Origin of the sequence: Actinoplanes awajinensis subsp. mycoplanecinus (genome assembly GCF_001509495.1) — a bacterium.
GTDB classification, from domain to species: Bacteria; Actinomycetota; Actinomycetes; order Mycobacteriales; family Micromonosporaceae; genus Actinoplanes; species Actinoplanes palleronii.
Map to the genome: position 1 here is coordinate 162,603 of NZ_LLZH01000001.1, position 21,767 is coordinate 184,369.

Sequence of the window (21,767 nt, forward strand, 5' to 3'; positions counted from 1 at the left end):
GCACGCGGCAAATGCCTGCCTTGCCCTCCGGTCATCACCCCGGCGTGCCGGGACGGTCGCCGGAGGGTTAGCGACCGGCGCGGCCGGGCACTGCGTCACCAGGTCGTATTCGCACGTCGCAGCGGGGAGGGCGGCGCGCGGCGACCGGCCGCTCCGCCCGAAGGGAAGCCCCGCATGAGACTCGGTCACCGCCCGGAAGGGCAGCACGACTCCGCATCCGACTCCGACGCCGCTTCCGACGCCGCTTCCGACGCCCGGAAGCCCGGCGTTCCCGCGACCGGCGAGGACGATGCCGCCGCCCGGAAGCGTGGCAGTAACGACTTCGATCTGGCCGCGGCGAGCACCACCGACGTCGGCGGCACCCGGAAACCCGGCAACCGCACCGGGGCCGGGCCGGACGACGGCCCGGACAAGCCGTCCCAGCTGCGCGGCAAGGCCCTGTTCGCCGCGGTGAAACGGGCCTTCAAGCAGTTCTCCGAGGACAACGTCTCGGACTGGGCCGCCGCGCTCACCTACTACGGCGTCCTGTCGATCTTCCCGGGCGTCCTGGTGATCGTCTCGGTGCTCGGCATGCTCGGCGACACCGGGCAGCGGACCGTTCAGGACGCGGTCGGCCAGATCACCCCCAGCGGCGAGATGCGCGACATGGTCAACACGGTGCTCGACCAGGTGCAGGGCACCGGGAACGCCGGGCTCGCCGCGATCCTCGGTCTGCTCGTCGCGTTCTGGTCGGCGTCCGGGTACATCGCCGCGTTCATGCGCGCCTCGAACGCCATCTACGACGTGCCGGAGGGCCGGCCGATCTGGAAGACCCTGCCGATCCGGGTCGGTGTCACCGCGATCGTCGGCGTGATGCTGATCGCCTCCGCGGCCATCGTCGTGTTCACCGGCGATCTGGCCCGGGTGGTCGGCGAGAAGATCGGTCTCGGCGACGCGGCCGTGTTGACCTGGAACATCGCCAAGTGGCCGGTGCTGGTGATCCTGGTCAGCCTGATGTTCGCGATCCTGTACTGGGCCTCGCCGAACGCCAAGACCGGCGGCTTCCGCTGGGTCAGCCCGGGCGGCATCTTCGCGGTGCTGCTCTGGGTGATCGCCTCCGGCGGCTTCGCCATCTACCTGGCGAACTTCGCCAACTACAACAAGACGTACGGCACCCTCGGCGGTGTCATCGCCTTCCTGGTCTGGCTCTGGATCTCCAACATGGCCATCATGCTCGGCGCCGAGCTGGACGCCGAGCTGGAGCGCGGCCGGGCCATCGCGGCCGGCCACCCGGCCGACGAGGAGCCGTTCCTGGAGCTCCGCGACACCCGCAAGCTCAAGAAGGGCTCCGAACACGGCCTGAGCCAGGGCTGACCACTCCGGCGCCGACCGACCGAGCACGGGGCTGCCGGCCGGCACCGGCCCCGCGCTGTGTGTGGGGACTTTCGGCGCGCAGCTCACCCAAACTCCCCACACATCGTCGCCTCAAGCTATGCGTGGGGACTTTTGGTGCGGAGCTCACCCAAACTCCCCACACACAGCGCAAAAAGCCGCTACGTGGGGACTTTCGGTGCGCAGCTCACCCAAACTCCCCACACATCGTCGCTTCAAGCTCTGCGTGGGGACTTTCGGTGCGCAGCTCACCCAAACTCCCCACACATCGTCGCTTCAAGCTCTGCGTGGGGACTTTTGGTGCGGAGCTCACCCAGACTCCCCACGCACGGCGGGCTACTTGCAGAGGAGTTTGGTCATGCGGTGGCCGGCGATGGTGAGGCCGACGGCGAACAGGGCCAGCAAGTAGAGGACGTCGATCAGCTGGGGCCAGCCGACCGAGCCCAGGCTGATGCCGCGGATCAGGTCGACCGAGCGGTACAGCGGGGACAGCTCGACCAGCCAGCGCAGCACCAGCGGATAGCCGGTGGCCGGGACGAACGTGCCGGAGAACAGGAACAGGGCGAACTGGCCGGCACCGATCAGGTCGAAATCCTGCCAGCTGCGGATCACCGTGGACGTCATCATGCCGAGCGCGCCGAAGGCGAAGCCGACCAGGACCGTGGCCGGGAACGCGGCGAGCGCCCGCAGCGGCGTGGTCAGATCCATCGCCACCATGATGGCCAGGAACGCCACCGAGTAGATGTTGCCGCGGATCATCGCCCAGGCCAGCTCGCCGAGCGCGATCTCGAACGGCCGGATCGGCGTGGCCAGCATGCCGTCGTACAGCCGCATGAACTTCATCTTGCCGAAGAAGTTGAAGGTGGTCTCGGAGAGCGCCCCGCTCATCGCCGACGACGCCAGCATGGCCGGTGCGACGAACTCGGTGTAGGTCACCAGCCGGCCGCCGGGCAGCTCGATGTCGCCGATCAGGGCGCCGACCCCGACACCGATCGAGAACAGGTAGAGCACCGGCTCCAGGAAGCCACCGAGCATCACCACCCAGTACGCCGAGCGCAGCGCCGTGACATTGCGCTCGGCGACCGACGCGGACCGGCGGCCGGCACCCTCGAAGGACACCAGTTTCGGCAGGACCATGGTCAGCACGACGTCACCACTCCGCTCATCTCAGACCACCAGCCGGCGCTGGAACCGCCAGTGCGCCAGGAACCAGCCCGCCACGCACCAGAGGATCAGGTAGAGCAGGTGCCACAGCCCGGCCAGGCCGGGGTTCAGCCCGAGCGTGGCGGCCCGGGTCAGGTCCACCGCGTGCCAGAGCGGCAACGCCCAGGCCACCCAGAGCAGCGGGTCGGGCAGCGAGTCGATCGGGAAGAACACCCCGGAGAACAGCGACATCGGCAGCACCGCGAAGCGGAACAGGATCGCCAGGTAGCTGTCGCTCGGGATGCTCGCCGTATAGGCCATGGCCGGGGCCGCGGAGGCGAAACCGATCAGCACCGAGAGCGGCAGGACGGCCAGCGCCCACGGTGACCGCAGCGTCCCGAAGGCCGCCGCGACCAGCACGAACGCCGAGACGCTGACCAGCACCCGGAACATCATGAAGGCCAGGTGACCGCCCAGCACGTCGGCCACCCGGAGCGGGGCGGCGGCCTGCCCGAAATACGACCGGACCCACTCGAAGCCGCTCAGCACCGGCCAGGTGGCCTCGCCGAACGCGGTCTGCAGCGCGGTCGAGGCGATCAGGCCGGGGACGATCCAGTCCAGATAGGCCGTGCCGTCGACGCCGGTCGTCACGTAACCGCCGACGCCCAGCCCGAAGCCGAGCATGGTCAGCAGCGGCAGCACCATCGTCGAGAGCGCACTCGACCGCCAGGTGCGCCGGTAGTTGACCAGGTGGTACTCCAGCACATACGCGGCAGGGGTCATCTCAGTCCACCAGGGTGCGGCCGGTGAGGTGGAGGAAGACGTCCTCCAGGCCGGCCCGGCGAACCAGGGCGCTGGCCGGGCTCAACGAGCGCCGGTGCACCTCGGCCAGGGCGTCGTCGCCGTCGGCGACGTAGAGCAGGATGCGGTCCGGCAGGACCTCGGTCCGGTCGCCGATGCCGTCGAGCTTCGACGCGTACGCACCCTGGTCCTCGGTCGGGAACCGCAGCTCGACCACCTCCCGGGTGGAGTGCTGCTCGATCAGCGACCGGGGTGAGCCCTCGGCCACGATCTTGCCGCCGTCCATCACCACCAGCCGGTCGCAGAGCTGCTCGGCCTCGTCCATGTAGTGCGTGGTCAGCACGAGCGTCACGCCCTGCTGCTTGAGCCGGAACAGCCGCTCCCAGACCAGGTGCCGGGCCTGCGGGTCGAGGCCGGTGGTCGGCTCGTCGAGCAGCACGATGTCGGGCTCGTTGACCAGTGCCCGGGCGATCGTCAGCCGGCGTTTCATCCCGCCGGAGAGCGGCTCGACCTTGCTGCCGGCCCGCTCGCCCAGCTGCACGAAGTCGAGCAGCTCGTCGGCACGGCGGCGGGCGGTGGCGCGCGGGATGCCGAAGAACCGCGCGTACGTCGTGAGGTTCTCCCGGACGGTCAGCTCGACGTCGAGGTTGTCGAGCTGGGGGCAGACGCCGAGCCGGGCCCGGATCCGCGGGCCGTCGCGCAGCGGATCCATGTCGAGGATCCGCAGCACCCCGCCGGTGGGTGGTGACACGCACCCGATCATCCGCATGGTGGAGCTCTTGCCGGCGCCGTTCGGCCCCAGGAAGCCGAACGCCTCACCGGGCTGCACGTCGACGTCGATGCCGTCGACAGCGGTGAAGTCGCCGAACCGTTTGATCAATCCGCGGGCGTGGATGAGGGAAGGCACATCCGCAGACCTTACGGAGGGGGTGCGACAGAATTCCGTGCGACGTCCACCAACGCGTCGGTCGCCTCGATCACCGCGGGCCAGTCCACCCAGCTCCCGGCGTCGTAGCGGACCGCCCAGCTCAGCCCGTCCCGCCCGCTGACCCGGCGGCCGACCACCCGCACCGCACCACGCTCCAGCTCGTGGTGCGTGGTGTACGCCACCGACCGGGTCACCCGGGACCGCACCTGGTCGGGAACCTCCCCCGGCTCCAGCAGCAGATAGGTCACGGCGGGGCCGTCCACCAGCACGGTGTAGCCGTCCCGCTCCTCGGCCGGCTCGGCCGGGGTGATCCGCAGCTCCCGCCCGGACCAGGCGGCCTTGTGGATCTCGTGCCAGCCCAGCCGGTCGGCGGCGCCGGGCAGCCAGAGCCCCCGGTTCGTCGCGACCAGCACACCGCCCTGCTCGCAGGCGCACCAGGCGATCACCCGCTCCTCCGCCTCGAGCGGGGGCCGGGACGCGGCCGGGAGGGCGGGTCGTCGTCGGAAGAGCTTCACATGCCACCTGCCGCCTGATCGCGCAGGGCTCGGGCCTGCTGTTCCAGCGAGAAGAGCTCCCCGGCGAGAGCGAGGTACTGGTCCTTGTGGGTGACCGGGTTGAGCCGCTGCACCTTGGACTTGAGATCGCGGATCCGGGTGGTCACCGCCGCGCCCTGCAACCGGGCCAGGGTGACCTGGACATACCGCGGGTCGACCACGCCGTCGGTGCGCAGCGGCTCCACCGCCAGCTCGCTGACCAGCCCCTGCGCGCCCAGGTCGGCGCAGGAGTCGCGGACCTTCTCGATCCAGACCACGCCGCCGGTCGCCGAGGACGCCCCGCCGGCCTGCTCCACCGCCTCCCGCAGCGCGGCCAGCACCGGGTCGGCGTAGTTCTCCGGCCCGAGCGCGTCGAACATCGGACCGGCCAGCACCGGTTCCTGCAGCGCCAGTTTCAGCGCCTCCCGCTCGACCAGCCGCTGAGGTGACTCGGCCGAACCCTGCCGGGGGGCCCGCGCCTCGGTCGCCTCGCCACGGGCCGCGTTCTGCACCGCCCGCTGCACCGGTTCCAGGTCCATGCCGAGGTCGCCGGCGAGCTTCCGGGCGTACTCCGGACGTTTTTCCCTGTCTTTGATCTTGGCCACCAGCGGCGCCGCGCGGCGCATGGCCTCGACCCGGCCCTCGACGGTGTCCAGGTCGAACTTGCTGATGGTGTGCCGCAGCGCGAAGTCGACGAGCGGCTCACGCCCGGCGATCATGTCGCGGACCGCGAGGTCACCGCGGGTCAGGCGCAGGTCGCAGGGGTCCATGTTGTCCGGGCTGACGGCGATGAAGGTACGCCCGACGAAGCGCTGGTCCTCCTCGAACGCCCGCAGCGCCGCCTTCTGCCCGGCCGCGTCCCCGTCGAACGTGTAGATGATCTCGCCGGTGAAGCTGTCGCTGTCCATCAGCAGCCGGCGCAGCACGTTGATGTGATCGACGCCGAACGCGGTGCCGCAGGTGGCCACCGCGGTCGGCTCGCCGGCCTCGTGACAGGCCATCACGTCGGTGTAGCCCTCGACGATCACCGCCCGGCCGCGCTTGGCGATCTCGCGTTTGGCGTGGTCGATGCCGTAGAGCACGTGCGACTTCTTGTAGAGCGGGCTCTCCGGGGTGTTCAGGTACTTCGGGCCGTCGTCGTCGTCGAAGAGCTTGCGCGCGCCGAACCCGATCACCTCACCGCCGAGGTCCCGGATCGGCCAGAGCAGCCGGCGGCGGAACCTGTCGATCAGCGAGCCGGAGCGGGCCGTCTTGGCCAGCCCGGCGGTGGTCAGCTCCTCGCCGGTGAAGCCCTGCATCCGCAGGTGCTTGCTGAGCGCGTCCCAGGAGTCCGGTGCGAAGCCGCAGCCGTATTTCTCCGCGGCGTCCCGGCCGAAGCCCCGCTCGGCGAGGAACTCGCGGGCCTTGCGCGCGCCGGGCGAGCCGAGCTGCTCGCGGTAGAAGTCGACGGCCGAGGCGTGCGCGGCGATCAGCCGCTGCCGCTGCCCGGCCTGCGGGCGCGGACCGGACGGCGCCGAGCCGTCGCTGGTGTCGTACCGCAGCTGGATGCCGGCCTTGCCGGCCAGCCGCTCCACCGACTCGATGAACGACAGGTGCTCGGCGTCCATCAAGAACTTGATCGCGTCGCCACCCTGGCCGCAGCCGTGGCAGAAATAGACGCCTCTCGATGGGGAGACGTTGAAGGACGGTGTCTTCTCGTCGTGGAAGGGGCAGAGCCCTTTCAGGTTGCCGCCGCCCGCCGAGCGCAGCGTCACCGTCTCACTGACCACGTCGGCGATCGAGGTCCGGTCACGGACCAGTGCGATGTCCTCGTCCTTGACCCTGCCCGCCACGGCATACATCCTGCCTCGCCCGGGCGCCGCTCCGCCAGCAGGGTCCGGGCGCGCCGTCAGGAGAACGAGCCGACCAGGGTCCGGTGCCAGGCCACGGCGGTGTGGTCGGTGAGCGACGCCACCTGATCGACGATCACGCGCAGGGCTTCGGCGTCGGTCGCGGCGGCCGCATGCTGCGGCCCGAAGAGCGGATCCAACCTCTCCGGGGTACGACTGAACGCCTCGACGAGTTCCACGATGATCGTGCGCTGCTGCTCGTACCAGTGCTCGGCGGCCCGGGTGCGCATCACGTACCGGAACGCCATGCCCTTGAGCAGCGCGCACTGGTTGCGGACGGTCCGCGGGACGACCAGGTCGGCGGCGTAGCGGCGCATCGGGTCGGTGCCGTACTGGCTGTGCGTGGCGCCGACCGCGGAGGAGACGAACCGGCCGGTCAGCACGCTGGTCATCCGTTTCAGGGTGATCTGCGCGCCGTACGAGCCGTCGTAGTCGCCGACGACCGCCACCGCCGGGTCGGCCAGCAGGTGGTCGAGGGCCTCGCCGAGCTGGTCGGCGGTCTCGTCGGAGTACGTCGCGGCCACGTCCGCGCACAGCTCGGCGCGTTCGGCCGGGTCGCGCAGCAGCGGGCCGAGCGCGAGGTAGCCGCCGTGCACGCCGTCCTCGACGTCGTGCACCGAGTAGGCCACGTCGTCGGCCCAGTCCATCACCTGGGCCTCCAGGCAGCGCCGGTCGTCGTCGCGGTCGCCGCGCATCCAGGTGAAGACCGGCTCGTCGTCGGCGTAGACCCCGAACTTGCGGGTGCCGGGCCGGCGGAACCACGGGTACTTGGCGCAGGCGTCCAGGGAGGCGCGGGTCAGGTTGAGGCCGGCGCCGGGCACCTTGGCCTCCAGCCGGCTGAGCACCCGCAGGGTCTGCGCGTTGCCCTCGAACCCGCCGCAGGACTGGGCGACCTGGTCGAGGGCGGACTCGCCGTTGTGCCCGAACGGCGGGTGGCCGATGTCGTGGGCCAGGCCGGCCACGTCCACCACGTCCGGGTCGCAGCCCAGCCGGGTGCCCATCTCCCGGGAGATCTGGGCGACCTCGAGGGAGTGCGTCAACCTCGTACGCAGGAAGTCGTCGGACCCGGCGGTGTGCACCTGCGTCTTGGCCGCCAGCCGGCGGAAGCCGGCCGAGTGCAGCACCCTGGCCCGGTCCCGCTGATACGGGGTCCTGGCGTAGCCGCTGTCCTTGGCGGGCTCGGATGCCCAGCGCTGGGCGTCGAAGGCCGTCATGTGATCACCCTAAGCCGGTTGTCCGGGTTGCCGATGGGTAGCGGTGGAGTCCGTTTCTCGCCGTCGTGGCGTCACGATCGTCGCCCGCCTCGGAATCATGGGCGGTGCCGGTCTTCTCTCGGTCGCCCTGGTGACCGGGTTCGCGATGCGCAACGCCGCCAACCAGTCCGCGGCAAACCAGGAGATCGCGGCGGTCAGTGAGGCGATGAGCGATCAGTGGAACGCCGACATGATGCACGACGCGCTCCGCGCCGACGTGATGGCGGCGATGTACGCGACGACGGCGGAGATGCGCACCACGTTCGCCGTCGACGAGGTCGCCGACCACGGGCAGACCATGCTCGCCATGTACGACGATGCCACGGCAATGGCCCCGGCAAGCCTGAAGTCAGACTATTCGGAGACGCGGGCGTCGGTGGTGGACTACACCAAGGCCGCCATCGACCTCGTCGCCCTGGCCGGAACCGATCATCGCGCCGCGGCAGCGGGCCTGTCCGGTTTCCTGGAGGTCTACTCGGCCCTGGAGGAGAAGCTCGGCTCCCTGGACGAGCGGATGTACGCCGAGGTCAAGTCCGCCGCCGCGCAGGGCGCCGAGGCGTCCTCGACCAGCAACCGGTTCATCGTGCTGGCCGCGCTGCTGGCCGCCCTGATCACCGCGGCCGCCTGCGCGCAGACCGTCCGCGCCGTGCGCCGGCCGCTGCGCGGGATGCTCGACGCCCTGCGCGCGCTGGCCCGGCGTGACCTGACCGTCCGCGCCCCGGTGATCAACCAGGACGAGCTGGGCGAGATGGCGACCGCGCTGAACGCGGCGACCACCGTGCTGCAGGGCACCGTCTCGGCGACCGCCGACCGGGTGAACGTGCTCACCGAGGCCAGTGCGGAGCTGCAGGCCCTGGCCGGCACCCTGGACCGGTCGGCCGAGCAGACCTCGGCACAGGCGCGCAACGCGGACACCTCGGCCGGGAACGTCTCCGGGTCGGTGACCGACATGATGACCGCGACCGGCGAGCTGTCCGCGTCGATCCGGGAGATCTCCCGGCAGACCGCGGCCGCGGCGGCCACCACGAACGAGGCGACCACCAGCGCGAACCGGACCGCGCAGGCGGTGGCCAAGCTCAGCGAGGCGAGCCGGGAGGTGGGCGACATCGTGCGGATGATCACTAAGATCGCCGCGCAGACGAACCTGCTGGCGCTGAACGCGACGATCGAGGCGGCCCGGGCCGGCACCGCGGGCAAGGGGTTCGCGGTGGTCGCCACCGAGGTCAAGGACCTGGCTCAGGAGACCACCCAGGCGACCGCGGACATCACCGCGAAGATCCAGACGATCCAGGAGATGACCACCAGCACGGCCGACGCGATCCAGGCGATCGCCTCGGTGATCACCCGGATCGACGACGGGCAGCGAACCATCGCGGCCGCGGTCGACCAGCAGTCGACCACCACCGATCAGCTGGCCCGCAACGTCGGGGCGGTGTCCTCGGCGGCCAGCGAGATCAGCGGCACGGTCTCGCACATCAGCACGTCCAGCGCGAACACCGCGGAGGGCGCGAACACCACCCGGCACTCGGCCGAGCTGGTCAGCGGCGCGGCCGGCGAGATCCGCACGCTGATCAGCGAATTCCGGTACTGATCAACGGGCGGGCGGCACTTCGTGCGCTGATCAACGAGTGGGCGGCACTTCGTGCGCTGATCAACGGGCGGGCGGCACTTCGTGCGCTGGTCAACGGGCGGCCAGGACGCAGAACTCGTTGCCCTCGGGGTCGGCCAGCACCACCCAGGACACGTCACGCTGCCCGATGTCGACCGGCCGGGCGCCCATGTTCACCAGGCGCTCCACCTCGTTGCCCTGATCGTCCGGGCGCAGGTCCAGGTGCAGCCGGTTCTTGCCCTTGCGGACGTCGGTGACCGGGGTGAACAGCAGGCCGGGCAGCTCGTCCGGGCGGCGCCGGATCTCCACGTCGCCGGCGTCCTCGTCGACGATCTGGTAGCCGAGCGCCTCGGCCCACCAGGCCGCGAGCCGGGCGGGGTCCTCCGCGTCCACCACGACCTGCTCCCAGCGACTGGGCATGCGACCTCCAGAATATCGACGTGTGACGATCAGATTACGCGACTCCGGCGGGTGACCCCGGGGTCCGACGCACCGGCCGTGCGACGGCGGCACTCGATGACTGCCGCAGGATGACGATCCGTGATTCCCGTTCACCGGTACGGCCCACCCGGCCTGCACCGGTCCGCGCGATGCCGCGTCAGCGCCGCACCCGGGCCCGGATACCGCGCACTCGACCATGACGCACAACGCGTGCGACTTGTAGCCGCAGGGTCACCGGAGGATGGCCCACGGTGGCGGGGTACGGCGATGGGTCGAACGTCACCGGACATCTGACATCTGACTGAACACGGCCGGGCGACGAAGCCCGGTAGCAGCGCTGAGGAGAGATGTGCCCGGCGTCGATCACTGCCTACAGGAGGCCATGACGATTCCTGGCGCCGTCGGAGCCAGCATCGTCGACTACACCACGGGCTTTCCGGTCGCCACGACCGGAGCCGCCCCCAATGCCGATCACGAGGGCGCGGCGGCCGGAACCGCGGAGGTGGTCCAGGCCGCGAACAGCCGGTCGCTGTTCGTCTCGGCCATCCCGCACGACCTGCTCGAAGACCTGATCATCACGACCGCCGGGGGCTACCACCTCCTGCGCGTCGTCCAGACCGAATTCGACAGCCGCCTGGTGCTCTACGTCTGGCTGGACCGGGTGCGCGGCAACCTCGCCGTGGCCCGCCGCAAGATGCAGCGCCTCGCCGACGAGCTCGTCGCGTCATGACCAACGCACGCACCAGTGAGGAGTAACGGTGGCCGCCACGAAGACCGCCGCGCCCGGCGATCTGCTCGCGCAGATCGCTGACGAGCGGCAGACCGGAGCGCTGGTGGTGGGCGGCCATCCCGGCGGCGCGGTCTACGTCTTCGAGGGCCGGGTCATCTACGCCGAGTCGCCGGCCGCGCCAGGGGTCGGCGAGCTGCTCACCTCGTCCGGCCGGCTGGCCGGGCGTACCTGGCAGAACGCGCTGGACCTGGGCACCTCGACCGCCCGGGTCGGCCGCCTGCTCGTCGAACAGGGACATCTCACCCAGGGGGAGCTGGAGCTGTGCGTGCTGGGTGCGACCTACGACGCGGCGTACTTCGTGCTGGCCGCGGCGACCGGGCCGGTCGAGTTCCTGCCGTCCGCGACGCACTGGCTGGGCCCGGTGGTGCACATCGACACGGCGGCGGTGCTGCGCGAGGTGCGCCGGCGGGTGAAACTGCTCGACGACATCATCCCGAACGCGCGGATCGACACCGCGCCGGTCACCCCGGTGGCCCGGCCGCCCCGGGAACGGGTCACGGTCACCGCGCTGCAGTGGGAGCTGCTGATCCACGCGGACGGCCAGCGCACCCCGGCGGACCTGGCTCTGCTGCTGGGGCGCGCCGGATACGCGACGATCCAGGAACTGCGGCGGCTCGCGGCGCTGGGACTCATCGAACTGCCCGAGGTACGCGTACCGGAGAACTCGGACTTCGTGCGTCTGCCCCAGCACCGTCGCGAGGTGGCGCCGGTGAGCCGCCCCGCGCCGGAGACCGCGGAGGCCCCGGTCGTACCGGTGATCAGCGGACCGGCACCGGACCGGCACCCGCCGTCGGACAGCGGACCTCCCTCCGGTGCTCCCCCGCCGGCCGCGACGCTCCCGCCGCCGGCGCCGCCACCCGGGGAGGGCAACACCGGGCCGAACCGGCTCCCCCGGCTGGCGCGCCGCAAACCCGGCGCGAAGCTGCCGAAGGAACTCGCCGGCATCCCGGACCCGCCGGTGCACCAGGGCACCGACGAAGTCCTGCTCAAACGCATACGCACCGCATTGAGGGCACTGCGGTGACGCGCGCACCCCCGATATGGAGAAGGAGCGTCCGAGGATGACGGTGGACCCGGCGGTACTCGACGAGCTCGGCCGCCTGCGCAGCAGGTTGCCGGAGCTGTCCGGCAGCGTCCTGGCCACCGCCGACGGGCTGGTCGTCGCGCACGACTCGCACGGCATCGAACCGGACACCCTGGCCGCTCTCGCCGCGGCGCACCTGGCGCTGGCGCGCCGGTTCGCGCACGCGGTCAACCACGGTGAGTTGCGGGAGTCCGTCGTCGAGTGCGACGGCGGGTACATCACCTCGTACACCGCCGGGCCGAACGCCCTGCTCACCGTGGTCACCTCGGGTGACGCGAACCTCGCCATGGTGCACCTGGAGGCCCGGCGCTGCGTACGCCGGATCGTCAAGCTCATGGCTCTGGAGACCGCACAGCACCGGCACCTGCGACCGGAGATCCCGCAACAGACCGGTCCCTCGACGGCACCGCTGGCTCGGCGGAACCCGCTGGCCAACCTGTCGAACGCTCCGCGCCATCGCACCACGGCTGGATGAACCAGCAGACCTACCGCGGCACCCGCCGCACCCCACCGGCACCGCCGACCGACGGCGGGCCGCCATCCCACCGCACTGGAGGAACGAATCCCATGCCCGATATGGACACCGCACTCAAAGAGATCATGGAGATCGACGGCTGCATCGGCGTCGCTCTCGTGGACCACACCAGCGGCATGGCCCTGGGCACCGTCGGCGGCGGCAAGGAACTCGACCTGACCGTCGCCGCGGCCGGCAACACCGACGTGGTCCGGGCGAAGCTGCGCGCGATGGAGATGCTCAACCTCTCCGAGAAGATCGAGGACATCCTCATCACGCTGGAAACCCAGTACCACATGATCCGACCGCTCACGAGCCGGCAGGGGAAGGGGCTGTTCCTCTACGTGGCGCTGCGCCGGGACCGGTCGAACCTGGCCATGGCCCGGCACCAGCTGCGCCGCGTCGAGAACGACCTCGACGTCTGATCCCCGTCGTGTAGACCGTGATCGCCACCCCCGGCGGGGAGGGCTCGCACCGCCCTCCCCGCCCACGAACTCGGCAGATTTGAAGTCAGCGGGCCCTGACCGGGGGGACCCGGGCCTGGCCACTACCATTTGCGGCATGTCGGCCCGGGAGATATTCGAACGTGTGCGGGCCGGAGATCTCGATCATGAGACAGCCCTGGACCTGCTGACCGGTGCGCCGGCCGCCGAGACGGACGCGGCGTTGGCCACCGCGCTGGACGGTGAGTTCGACAGGCTGTTCCGCGACGGGTGGCAGCCGGCCGAGTTGCACCGGGTCATCGCACGACGGGGTGACCCGATCCAGGGCCGGGTGGTCGCCGAGGCGGCCGCCGCGTTCCTGGTCGGCAAGGATCCGGTTGACGACGGCTGGCGTGACCAGGTCGTACAGATAAAATCGGCCGAAGGCCGCAAGCCGGATCGGATCGCGGTCCTGGACGCGTCCCTCGGTCTGCTGGCCGAGTTGCGGCTTCTGCCCGGCATCGAGATCCTGGTCCCGCCGCCCGGCACCCCCGCGACGGTCGTGCACCAGCACGCCGACCGGCGGCTGCTCGACCGGGTGCGTGCCCTGCTGGCGAAGGCCGAGGCGACCGACTTCCCGGCCGAGGCGGAGGCGTACAGCGCGAAGGCGCAGGAGCTGATCACCCGGTACCGGATCGAGGAGGTCACCGCGCCGGCCGTGGACGTGGTGCCGTTCGCCCGCCGGATCGGGGTGGATCACCCCTACGAGAACGAGAAGGCCGGGCTGCTCGACGCGATCGCCAAGGCCAACGCGTGCCGCACGGTCTGGTCGCCGGAGCTGGGCTTCACCACGATCTTCGGGTTCGACGCCGACATCGACGCGGTCGAGCTGCTCTACACCTCGCTGCTGGTGCAGGCGAACAAGGCGATGACCCGGGACGAGCCGGCCAAGGGCAAGGCCCGGGTGAAGGCGTTCCGCCGGTCGTTCCTGGTCGCCTACGGGGTGCGGATCGGCGAGCGGCTGCGGCAGGCCGCCGAGCGCGAGTTCGAGGGGCACAGCGACCTGCTGCCGGTGCTGCGCAGCCGGGACGTGCAGGTGCGCGCCGCGATGGACCGGGTCTTCCCGACCACGGTCCGGGCCCGGGCCAGCCGGGTGCACAGCCTCGAGGGCTGGGACTCCGGCCGGGCCGCGGCCGACGAGGCGCAACTGCGTTGACCGGTGCGGCAGACTGAGGGCATGCATCCGGTTTGACGCTGACACCGGTATCTCACCCGGGCCTGCGCCGAGGGTGTGCCGCTCTACCCGGTCTACGCGCTGCTGTTCGCCGACGCCGGGCTCACCACCGGCGCGATCTCGTCACTGTTCGCGATCTGGTCGGTGGTCGCGTTCGCGGGCGAGATCCCGGCCGGCGCGCTCGCCGCGACGGTGCTGGCCGCTCCGGCGTACACCGCCGGCTCACCGTGCTGGTCGCCCTGACCGCCGTTCCGCTGCTCCTGGTGAGTCGGTTTTCCGCCTGGTAGCGGCGGGTCTCGCCGCTGGTTGATACGGTCGGCGCCGCACCACCTTCGGTACGCGCGCGAGAGCAGGAGCCGGCATGGGTCTTTGGGACAAACTCAAGGGTGAGCTGGTTGACATCATCGAGTGGCTCGATGACAGCCGGGACACCATCGTCTGGCGGTTCCCGCGGTACCAGAACGAGATCAAGATGGGCGCCAAGCTGATCGTCCGGGAGTCGCAGACCGCGGTCTTCGTGAACGAGGGCACGATCGCCGACGTCTTCCCGCCCGGCACCCACACGCTGACCACGCAGAACCTGCCGATCCTGTCCACCATCAAGGGCTGGAAGTACGGCTTCGACTCGCCGTGGAAGGCCGAGGTGTACTTCGTCAACACCCGGCAGTTCACCGACATGAAGTGGGGCACGCAGAACCCGGTGATCGTCCGGGACGCGGAGTTCGGCGCGGTCCGGCTGCGGGCGTTCGGCAGCTTCGCGATGCGGGTGTCCGACCCGGCCCGGCTGCTGACCGAGCTGGTCGGCACCGACCCGCAGTTCCGCACCGCCGAGGTCCAGGAATACCTGCGCCAGCTGGTCGTCAGCCACCTGGGCAGCGCGCTCGCCACGTCCGGCGTGCCACTGCTCGACCTGGCCGCCAAACAGCAGAGCATCGGCACCACGCTGTCCGCGGTGCTCACCGACGAGCTCGCGCCGTCCGGCATCGCGATCCCCCGGTTCATCATCGAGAACATCTCGGTGCCGCCGGAGGTGGAGGAGGCGCTGGACAAGCGCACCTCGATGGGCGTGGTCGGCAACCTGGACGCGTATACGAAGTTCCAGACCGCGAACGCGATCGAGGACGCCGCGAAGAACCCGGGCGGCGCCGGCGACGCGTTCGGGATCGGCATCGGGATGGCCGCCGGGCAGCGCGCCACCCAGTCGATGAACACCCCGGCCGCCGCACCGCCGGCCGCCGGGCCGCCGCCGCTGCCGGTCGGCGAGTGGTTCGCCGCGATCGGCGGCCAGCAGCAGGGCCCGTTCGACGTGGCCGCGCTGACCGGGCACGCCTCGTCCGGCGCGCTCACCCGGGAGACCCTGGTCTGGCGCAACGGGCTGGCCGGCTGGACCGCGGCCGGGCAGGTGCCCGAGCTGAGCGCCGTCTTCGCCGCGGTGCCGCCGCCGCTACCCCCGCAGGGCTGACCGTGTCCCAGCAGACCCAGACGCAATATCCGTGTTCCGGCTGCGGGGCGAGCCTCGAGTTCGCCCCCGGCACGACCGTGCTGAAGTGCCCGTACTGCGGCACCGAGACACCGGTCGCGGCGGCCGACCGGGCGATCCGCGAGCACTCCTGGGCCGCGTTCACCGGCCTGCCGCGCAAACCGATCGCCACCCTGGCGCCGCATGTCTTCACCTGCCGGGGCTGCGGCGCGGTGACACAGAGCGACAAGATCTCCGAGCGGTGCCAGTTCTGCGGGGCGGCGCTGGTCGCCGACGTCACCTCCGGCGAGCAGGTCGTGCCGGAGGCGGTGCTGCCGTTCCTGATCGACCGGCCGGCCCTGCGGGAGGCGCTGCGGGGGTGGGCGTCGTCGCGGTGGTTCGCGCCGAACAGCCTCAAGCGGGTGAGCGAGGCCGAGTCGTCGCACAGCTCGTACCTGCCGCACTGGACGTATGACGCGAACACCGTCTCGGCGTACCGGGGTGAGCGCGGCGACCACTACTGGGAGACCGAGAGCTACACCGAGAACGGCGAGACGAAGACCCGGCAGGTCCAGAAGACCCGCTGGTGGTCGGCGAACGGCGTGGTCTCCCGGACGTTCGACGACGTGCTGGTGACCGGCACCACCCGGGTGATGCCGAAGCACCTGGACGCGCTCGAGCCGTGGCCGCTGCCGGACGCCGAGCCGTACCGGCCGGACTACCTGGCCGGCCACGAGACGCTGCGCTACGACGTCGAGCCGGAGGCCGGGCTGGACGCCGCGAAGTCCCGGATGGCCTCGGTGATCGAGGACGACTGCAAGCGCGACATCGGCGGCGACGAGCAGCGGGTGCACTCGGTCGACACGGAATACCACGACCTGACCTTCAAGCTGATGCTGCTGCCGGTCTGGATCGCGTGCTACCTGCACGCCGGCCGCACCTTCAACGTCCTGGTCAACGGCCGGACCGCGGAGGTCGCCGGCGAGCGCCCGTACAGCGCCGCGAAGATCACCGCCACGGTGATCGCCGCCCTGCTCCTGATAGCCACGATCGTGGTGGCCATCCAGCTGCACCGCACCGGCCGCATCTGACCCCGGGCCGCTTTTCACAACCCCATCGGGTACGCGTACGGAGCGCCCGTCCGCAGGCTACGAGCCGAGTCCCGCCCGTGCGGCCGCGCGACCTCCGCGCACCACCGGGCCGCAGCGCGCCTCCGGTCCCGGCTGGTCCTCAGGGGTGTCTCCGCATCGCGGAGACACCCCTGAGAGCCAGCCATAAACCGCAACCCGCACGCATTTCGCCCGTCGATGACACGAGTGCCAAAAACGGCTAGCGAAGCGAGGCCGTTTTTGGCACTCGTGTCATCGACTCCAAGGGGCGAAATGCCGCCGAGCGGAGCGAGGCCAGCTAGCTCAGCCGCCGGAGTCTTCCATCTCGGCGCCCTCCGGGACGATGTCGTCGTCGCGGGAGTCGAGCCAGCCGTGCGGGAGGGAGACCTTGCCCGGTGCGTTGATCCGGCCGCGCGGCTGGCCCAGCGACTCCGGCGGGAACGGAATGGCCGGGTCGAGCTTGGCCAGCAGGTCGTCCAGCTCGGTCAGCGAGGAGGTCATCGCCAGGCTGCGGCGCAGGTCACCGCCGACCGGGAAGCCCTTCAGGTACCACGCGACGTGCTTGCGGAAGTCGGCGCAGCCGTGCCGCTCGTCCTCCAGCGCCTCGACGAGCAGCTGGGCATGCCGCGACATGATCTTCGCGACCTCGCCGAGGGTGGGCAGCACCGGCTGGTAGCCGGCGCCCTGGGTGAACGCGGCCTCCAGGTCGGCGAAGAGCCACGGGCGGCCCAGGCAGCCGCGGCCGACGACCACACCGTCGACGCCGGTGTGCGCGACCATCCGCAGCGCGTCCGAACCCTCCCAGATGTCGCCGTTGCCCAGCACCGGCACGTCGAGCGCCTGCTTGAGGGTGGCGATCGCGTCCCAGTCGGCCTCACCGGAGTAGCGCTGCTCGGCGGTGCGCGCGTGCAGCGCCACCGCGGCGACACCGGCGTCCTGCGCGGTGAGGCCGGCTTCGACGTACGTCAGGTGGTCCTCGTCGATGCCCTTGCGCATCTTGATGGTCAGCGGAATGCCGTACGCGGAAGCCGCCTCGACCGCCTGCCGCACGATCCGGCCGAACAGCTTGCGCCGCCAGGGCAGCGCCGAGCCGCCACCGCGGCGGGTCACCTTCGGCACCGGGCAGCCGAAGTTCAGGTCGACGTGATCGGCCAGGTTGTGCTCGCCGACCATCCGGACCGCGGCCGCGGTCACGTCCGGGTCCACACCGTAGAGCTGCAGGCTGCGGAAACCCTCGTCCTCGGCGAACGCGATCATCTTGAGCGTCTTGGGGATCCGCTCCACCAGCGCCCGGGTGGTGATCATTTCGCAGACGTAGACGCCGCCGCCCTGCTCGCGGCAGAGCCGCCGGAACGCCACATTGGTGATCCCCGCCATCGGAGCGAGCACGACGGGCGGGTTGACGGTGTGGTTGCCGAGCATGAGCGGTGCGGTCACGCGCTCCAGGGTGACACGCCCAGCCCGGCAACCCCGAATCGGCCGGTGGGTCAGCGGTCGTTCTCGCGCGTGATCAGCGTGTCCAGCATGCCGATGATCCGCTCCACGCCGTCTTTGAGGAGGTGCAGGTCGATGGTGTGCGCCGCAAGCGCCTCGGCATGTTCTTTATGCATCGCAGTGTGCCTATGGAGCAATGCGGTGTGCTCGGACTGGGTCTTTGCGACAGCTTTGAGCATTTTGTCCTGAGCGGCCAGCTTGAGGCCGAGGTCGGACTGGTCCTCGTCTTGGGCGGCACGGAACCTCTCCTGCTCGTCCATCCGCTTCTCCAGTCGGGTCACACGCTCTTCCACGGTGGGCATCGGTGCCTCCAGGGGTGAAGGTTAGCCGGGTCGACGGACCGGCGGCGCGTCTTTCACGCTGCGGAGGACTATAGGCGTGGGGCAAGTCGTCGCGCGACCCCTTGACTCGTGCTTTTCCGGCGGGCTTCTGGCAGAGTCGGGGGTGTGAGTGATGAGCAGAGTCCGCGCCGGCTGGTGGCCGTCTTCGCGTCACCGGTGGCCGAGATGCTGGCCCGGTTCGGGGTGGAGCTGGGCTACCAGGTCGTCCTGGTCGAGCCGGATCCGGGCCGGCTGGGCGGCACCCCTCGGGCACACGGTGACGCCCTCGTCGCCGACCTCGCGGCCGCCGAGCTGACCGAGCACACCGACGTGTTGATCACCGACCATCACCGGCCGGAGATCGGCACGCTGCTCAAGGAGGCGCTGGAGCGGCCCACCCGCTGGGTCGGCATCCTGGGCAACCCGCGGCACGAGGGCCCGCACCTGGCGGCGCTGCGCGAGCTCGGGGTCGCCGAGGATCAGATCGCCCGGGTGCACCGCCCGGTCGGGCTGAACATCGGCAGCCGGACCGGTGCGGAGATCGCCGTGGCGGTGCTGGCCGGCCTGATCGCCGACCGCAACGACCGCCCCGGCGGCTTCGAGTTCTGACCCGAGGCCGCCGGGACGCCGCGCGTCAGGGAACGCTGATGTTGAAGGTGATCGGGTCATCGCCCTCGGTTGCGCCCCACAGCCGGGGCTGCGAACCGTTGTAGGACGGCTGGTAGGACAGGTTCTCCAGCCCGCCGATCACTGCCTGCTGGTGCGGCGACTGGCCGGGCACGGCCTTGTGGAGGCAACCACGGTCGACCGCCGCGCACACCCCGGCGATGAACCAGTTGGCACCGTCGCTGGCGATGCCCTGCATGGACCAGATCGGCGACGAGAACGCCTCCTCGGCGTGCACCTTGCCGTCCGCGCTGAGCGTCGGGAGCGCGGTCGCCGAGCTGATCGGCCAGCGGATCGCACGGCCACCCGCCCGGACGGGACTGTCCTTGGAGACGTACTCGGCCGAGACCATGGAATCGGGGGAAGCGCCCCGCCGGTCCAGGCTCAGCGCATTGAGGCAGAGCCGGATGCCGGTGATCGGATTACATCCCGCGGCGTCGCCGGTGAAGTACTCGCCGACCTGCGGCAGCACGTACCGGTGCCAGCGACCACTGGGCGCCGCCGACCCGTCCGCGCCGAAGCCGACCTCCTCCTCGGAGCGCGTCGTCGCCCACAGGTGGCGCAGGCTGAACGCGTGCAACTGGCCACCGTCGGCGACCAGGAGCGTGTTGCCGTACCAGACGACGCCGTCGGCGTGGTTCCACTCGAGCGTGCGGAAGTTGTCCACCCCACCGGTGGTGGTCGGGACGACGAGCAGCACGTCGCGGAACTTCAGCTTGCTGGTGTCGGTGTAGTCGACGAAGGTGAGCCGGGAGAACGCGTCGTTGGGGCCGTGCCAGCTGGCCACCGCGATCTTCCGGTCCTGCCAGATCCCGTTCGGCTGCGCGTCCCACGACCCGCTGATGCCCTGCGGGGTCCAGGTCAGCCCCCAGCCGTCGTCCCGGGGGTCCCAGCAGAAGCCCTTGGCGTCCAGCGTGGTCGGGAAACCAGTGGGCGTGTGGCACAAGCCCCAGGTCGGCTTGAAGTCCTGCGTGCCGTCGAGAGCCGACCCGAGCGACGCGGCCGGGGTGACCTTGCCGCTCGCCTCGATCCGGCTGATGATGTCGCCGTACCGCTGGAAACTGTCCGACGGGTCCAGCACGAACGACGACGCGTCGATGGCGGCGAAGGCCGCCGCCGCGGACGCCGGGCCGGGGCCGATCGCCACCGCGGTCAGTCCGATCACCATCGACGCCCCGGTGGCCAGCAGGCGTCGCCCCCATGAACTTCTCGACATATACACACCCTTCACTGTGGACGAAGGGGTCATATTAACGACGCCGGGCAACGCCTCGCGGCACCCGGCGTCGTCACACGTCTCAGCAGCCCGGCAGGCGCTTGATCAGGTAGTCCTCGATCTGGCTGAGCGAGACCCGCTCCTGCTTCATGGTGTCCCGGTCCCGGACGGTCACCGCGTCGTCCTCGAGGGTGTCGAAGTCGACGGTGACGCAGAACGGGGTGCCGATCTCGTCCTGCCGGCGGTACCGGCGGCCGATCGCCTGCGAGTCGTCGAACTCGACGATCCAGCGCTTGCGCAGGTCGGCGGCGAGACCCTTGGCCTTCGGGGACAGGTCGGGGTTGCGCGACAGCGGCAGCACCGCGACCTTGACCGGCGCCAGCCGCGGGTCGAACCGCATGACCGTGCGCTTGTCGACGCCACCCTTGGTGTTCGGGGCCTCGTCCTCGTCGTACGCCTCGAGCAGGAACGCCAGCACCGCGCGGGTCAGGCCGGCGGCCGGCTCGATCACGTACGGCGTCCAGCGCTCGCCCTTCTCCTGGTCGAAGTAGGAGAGGTCGACACCGGAGTGCTTGGAGTGCGTCGCCAGGTCGAAGTCGGTGCGGTTCGCGATGCCCTCGAGCTCGGCGAACTCGGTGCCACCGAACTGGAAGCGGTACTCGATGTCGACGGTCCGCTTCGAGTAGTGCGAGAGCTTCTCCTTGGCGTGCTCGTAGAAGCGCAGGTTGCTCTCGGACAGGCCCAGGTCCCGGTACCAGTCCCAGCGCTGCTGCAGCCAGTACTCGTGCCACTGTTCGTCGCTGCCCGGCGGGACGAAGAACTCCATCTCCATCTGCTCGAACTCACGCGTACGGAAGATGAAGTTGCCCGGAGTGATCTCGTTCCGGAAGCTCTTGCCGACCTGCGCGATGCCGAACGGCGGCTTCTTGCGCGCCGCGGTCGCCACGTTCGCGTAGTTGACGAAGATGCCCTGAGCGGTCTCCGGGCGCAGGTAGTGCATGCCCTCGGTGCTCTCGGTCGGCCCGAGGTACGTCTTCATCAGGCCGTTGAACATCTTCGGCTCGGTGAAGGTGCCCTTGTTGCCGCAGTTCGGGCAGTTCAGCTCCTGCAGCGAGGCCGGCGGGTTGCCGTGCTTGGCCTCCCACGCCTCTTCCAGGTGGTCGGCCCGGAAGCGCTTGTGGCAGGACTGGCACTCGGTCAGCGGGTCGACGAACGCGTCGAGGTGACCGGAGGCGGCCCAGACGTCCCGGTTCAGGATGACTGCCGAGTCCAGGCCGACGATGTCGTCGCGCTGCTGGACCATGGTCCGCCACCACTGGCGACGGACGTTCTCCTTCAGTTCGACGCCCAGCGGACCGTAGTCCCAAGCCGAGCGGGTTCCTCCGTAGATCTCACTGGAGGGAAAGACGAAGCCCCGGCGCTTGGCAAGGCTGACAACGGAATCGATACGGTCGGCAGGCATGAGTCTCCTACGCCGGCTGGGTGTCGGCG

General features: G+C 70.5%; 22 protein-coding genes. 11 read left to right on the forward strand and 11 right to left on the reverse strand.

Going from position 1 to position 21,767, the window contains the following annotated elements; genetic code table 11:
* The first annotated feature begins 174 nt into the window (after nt 1-174).
* Nucleotides 175-1,353 carry a YihY/virulence factor BrkB family protein gene (locus ADL15_RS00685; RefSeq protein ID WP_232343831.1) on the forward strand — a complete coding sequence of 393 codons (1,179 nt, stop codon included), beginning with the start codon at nt 175-177 and terminating at the stop codon, nt 1,351-1,353.
* A 354-nt stretch (nt 1,354-1,707) separates the two neighbouring features.
* Here the strand turns inward: ADL15_RS00685 and ADL15_RS00690 are convergent, their stop codons facing one another.
* The 6 genes from ADL15_RS00690 to ADL15_RS00715 are packed head-to-tail and all read right to left on the reverse strand — an operon-like array spanning nt 1,708 to nt 7,879.
* Nucleotides 1,708-2,517 (reverse strand): ABC transporter permease, encoded by an 810-nt coding sequence (locus ADL15_RS00690; RefSeq protein WP_067683881.1) that lies wholly within the window; start codon nt 2,515-2,517, stop codon nt 1,708-1,710.
* A gap of 21 nt (nt 2,518-2,538) precedes the next feature.
* Nucleotides 2,539-3,297 carry an ABC transporter permease gene (locus ADL15_RS00695; RefSeq protein ID WP_067683883.1) on the reverse strand — a complete coding sequence of 253 codons (759 nt, stop codon included), beginning with the start codon at nt 3,295-3,297 and terminating at the stop codon, nt 2,539-2,541.
* Nucleotide 3,298: 1 nt separating this feature from the next.
* Nucleotides 3,299-4,222, reverse strand: a complete 924-nt coding sequence (locus tag ADL15_RS00700) for an ABC transporter ATP-binding protein (protein WP_067683887.1) — start codon at nt 4,220-4,222, stop codon at nt 3,299-3,301.
* Nucleotides 4,223-4,233: 11 nt separating this feature from the next.
* The gene (locus ADL15_RS00705) at nt 4,234-4,758 is read right to left on the reverse strand and encodes a hypothetical protein (protein WP_067683889.1); all 525 of its coding nucleotides are present in this window, start codon (nt 4,756-4,758) and stop codon (nt 4,234-4,236) included.
* On the reverse strand, nt 4,755-6,617 hold the full coding sequence (gene dnaG, locus ADL15_RS00710; RefSeq protein ID WP_067683892.1) for a DNA primase: 1,863 nt from the start codon (nt 6,615-6,617) through the stop codon (nt 4,755-4,757). The genes ADL15_RS00705 and dnaG overlap by 4 nt, the downstream gene beginning before the upstream one ends.
* Nucleotides 6,618-6,664: 47 nt before the next feature.
* Nucleotides 6,665-7,879 carry a deoxyguanosinetriphosphate triphosphohydrolase gene (locus ADL15_RS00715; protein ID WP_067683895.1) on the reverse strand — a complete coding sequence of 405 codons (1,215 nt, stop codon included), beginning with the start codon at nt 7,877-7,879 and terminating at the stop codon, nt 6,665-6,667.
* 43 nt (nt 7,880-7,922) lie between these two features.
* Here ADL15_RS00715 and ADL15_RS00720 point away from each other — a divergent pair, with 43 nt between their 5' ends.
* Nucleotides 7,923-9,509 (forward strand): methyl-accepting chemotaxis protein, encoded by a 1,587-nt coding sequence (locus tag ADL15_RS00720; RefSeq protein ID WP_083970792.1) that lies wholly within the window; start codon nt 7,923-7,925, stop codon nt 9,507-9,509.
* Nucleotides 9,510-9,599: 90 nt separating this feature from the next.
* Here ADL15_RS00720 and ADL15_RS00725 read toward each other — a convergent pair whose 3' ends face one another.
* Nucleotides 9,600-9,947, reverse strand: a complete 348-nt coding sequence (locus ADL15_RS00725; RefSeq protein WP_067683902.1) for a VOC family protein — start codon at nt 9,945-9,947, stop codon at nt 9,600-9,602.
* Between the two features lie 370 nt (nt 9,948-10,317).
* Between ADL15_RS00725 and ADL15_RS00730 the strand changes: the two genes are divergently transcribed.
* The 8 genes from ADL15_RS00730 (at nt 10,318) to ADL15_RS00765 (ending at nt 16,562) form a co-directional block, all read left to right on the forward strand.
* Nucleotides 10,318-10,698 (forward strand): roadblock/LC7 domain-containing protein, encoded by a 381-nt coding sequence (locus tag ADL15_RS00730; RefSeq protein WP_067683904.1) that lies wholly within the window; start codon nt 10,318-10,320, stop codon nt 10,696-10,698.
* Between the two features lie 28 nt (nt 10,699-10,726).
* Complete coding sequence (locus ADL15_RS00735; RefSeq protein WP_067683906.1) at nt 10,727-11,782, forward strand: DUF4388 domain-containing protein; 1,056 nt, start codon at nt 10,727-10,729, stop codon at nt 11,780-11,782.
* Nucleotides 11,783-11,819: 37 nt separating this feature from the next.
* Nucleotides 11,820-12,317: a roadblock/LC7 domain-containing protein gene (locus tag ADL15_RS00740; RefSeq protein WP_067683909.1), complete on the forward strand. Its 498-nt coding sequence runs from the start codon at nt 11,820-11,822 to the stop codon at nt 12,315-12,317.
* Between the two features lie 92 nt (nt 12,318-12,409).
* Nucleotides 12,410-12,781, forward strand: coding sequence for a hypothetical protein (locus tag ADL15_RS00745; RefSeq protein ID WP_067683912.1), 372 nt, complete (start codon nt 12,410-12,412; stop codon nt 12,779-12,781).
* 136 nt (nt 12,782-12,917) lie between these two features.
* The gene (locus tag ADL15_RS00750; RefSeq protein ID WP_067683915.1) at nt 12,918-13,994 is read left to right on the forward strand and encodes a DUF2786 domain-containing protein; all 1,077 of its coding nucleotides are present in this window, start codon (nt 12,918-12,920) and stop codon (nt 13,992-13,994) included.
* A gap of 75 nt (nt 13,995-14,069) precedes the next feature.
* Nucleotides 14,070-14,255, forward strand: coding sequence for a hypothetical protein (locus tag ADL15_RS00755; RefSeq protein WP_067683918.1), 186 nt, complete (start codon nt 14,070-14,072; stop codon nt 14,253-14,255).
* Between the two features lie 118 nt (nt 14,256-14,373).
* A complete protein-coding gene (locus ADL15_RS00760; protein ID WP_067683923.1) occupies nt 14,374-15,474 on the forward strand; it encodes an SPFH domain-containing protein in 1,101 nt (366 codons plus the stop codon).
* Between the two features lie 2 nt (nt 15,475-15,476).
* Nucleotides 15,477-16,562 (forward strand): hypothetical protein, encoded by a 1,086-nt coding sequence (locus ADL15_RS00765; protein WP_198170436.1) that lies wholly within the window; start codon nt 15,477-15,479, stop codon nt 16,560-16,562.
* A gap of 321 nt (nt 16,563-16,883) precedes the next feature.
* Here ADL15_RS00765 and dusB read toward each other — a convergent pair whose 3' ends face one another.
* Both dusB and ADL15_RS00775 read right to left on the reverse strand, forming a co-directional pair.
* Nucleotides 16,884-18,002 (reverse strand): tRNA dihydrouridine synthase DusB, encoded by a 1,119-nt coding sequence (gene dusB / locus ADL15_RS00770; protein WP_067684207.1) that lies wholly within the window; start codon nt 18,000-18,002, stop codon nt 16,884-16,886.
* Nucleotides 18,003-18,067: 65 nt separating this feature from the next.
* Nucleotides 18,068-18,376, reverse strand: a complete 309-nt coding sequence (locus tag ADL15_RS00775; protein WP_067683925.1) for a hypothetical protein — start codon at nt 18,374-18,376, stop codon at nt 18,068-18,070.
* Nucleotides 18,377-18,520: 144 nt separating this feature from the next.
* Here ADL15_RS00775 and ADL15_RS00780 point away from each other — a divergent pair, with 144 nt between their 5' ends.
* A complete protein-coding gene (locus tag ADL15_RS00780) occupies nt 18,521-19,003 on the forward strand; it encodes an XdhC family protein (RefSeq protein WP_157441076.1) in 483 nt (160 codons plus the stop codon).
* Nucleotides 19,004-19,028: 25 nt separating this feature from the next.
* Here ADL15_RS00780 and ADL15_RS00785 read toward each other — a convergent pair whose 3' ends face one another.
* Together ADL15_RS00785 and ADL15_RS00790 are read right to left on the reverse strand one after the other, a co-directional pair.
* Nucleotides 19,029-20,276 (reverse strand): hypothetical protein, encoded by a 1,248-nt coding sequence (locus tag ADL15_RS00785; protein WP_157441077.1) that lies wholly within the window; start codon nt 20,274-20,276, stop codon nt 19,029-19,031.
* 82 nt (nt 20,277-20,358) lie between these two features.
* Entirely contained in the window at nt 20,359-21,738 is a 1,380-nt protein-coding gene (locus ADL15_RS00790) for a glycine--tRNA ligase (protein WP_067683934.1), read from the reverse strand.
* Nucleotides 21,739-21,767 lie beyond the last annotated feature (29 nt).

Bases quoted from the DNA above. Each gene is read 5' to 3' on its own strand.
- ADL15_RS00715 (WP_067683895.1), bottom strand. From the start codon at position 7,879: ATGACGGCCTTCGACGCCCAGCGCTGGGCATCCGAGCCCGCCAAGGAC.
- ADL15_RS00760 (WP_067683923.1), top strand. From the start codon at position 14,374: ATGGGTCTTTGGGACAAACTCAAGGGTGAGCTGGTTGACATCATCGAG.
- ADL15_RS00790 (WP_067683934.1), bottom strand. From the start codon at position 21,738: ATGCCTGCCGACCGTATCGATTCCGTTGTCAGCCTTGCCAAGCGCCGG.
- ADL15_RS00695 (WP_067683883.1), bottom strand. From the start codon at position 3,297: ATGACCCCTGCCGCGTATGTGCTGGAGTACCACCTGGTCAACTACCGG.
- ADL15_RS00685 (WP_232343831.1), top strand. From the start codon at position 175: ATGAGACTCGGTCACCGCCCGGAAGGGCAGCACGACTCCGCATCCGAC.
- ADL15_RS00785 (WP_157441077.1), bottom strand. From the start codon at position 20,276: ATGTCGAGAAGTTCATGGGGGCGACGCCTGCTGGCCACCGGGGCGTCG.
- ADL15_RS00725 (WP_067683902.1), bottom strand. From the start codon at position 9,947: ATGCCCAGTCGCTGGGAGCAGGTCGTGGTGGACGCGGAGGACCCCGCC.
- dusB (WP_067684207.1), bottom strand. From the start codon at position 18,002: ATGCTCGGCAACCACACCGTCAACCCGCCCGTCGTGCTCGCTCCGATG.
- ADL15_RS00740 (WP_067683909.1), top strand. From the start codon at position 11,820: ATGACGGTGGACCCGGCGGTACTCGACGAGCTCGGCCGCCTGCGCAGC.
- ADL15_RS00750 (WP_067683915.1), top strand. From the start codon at position 12,918: ATGTCGGCCCGGGAGATATTCGAACGTGTGCGGGCCGGAGATCTCGAT.
- ADL15_RS00775 (WP_067683925.1), bottom strand. From the start codon at position 18,376: ATGCCCACCGTGGAAGAGCGTGTGACCCGACTGGAGAAGCGGATGGAC.
- dnaG (WP_067683892.1), bottom strand. From the start codon at position 6,617: ATGTATGCCGTGGCGGGCAGGGTCAAGGACGAGGACATCGCACTGGTC.
- ADL15_RS00745 (WP_067683912.1), top strand. From the start codon at position 12,410: ATGCCCGATATGGACACCGCACTCAAAGAGATCATGGAGATCGACGGC.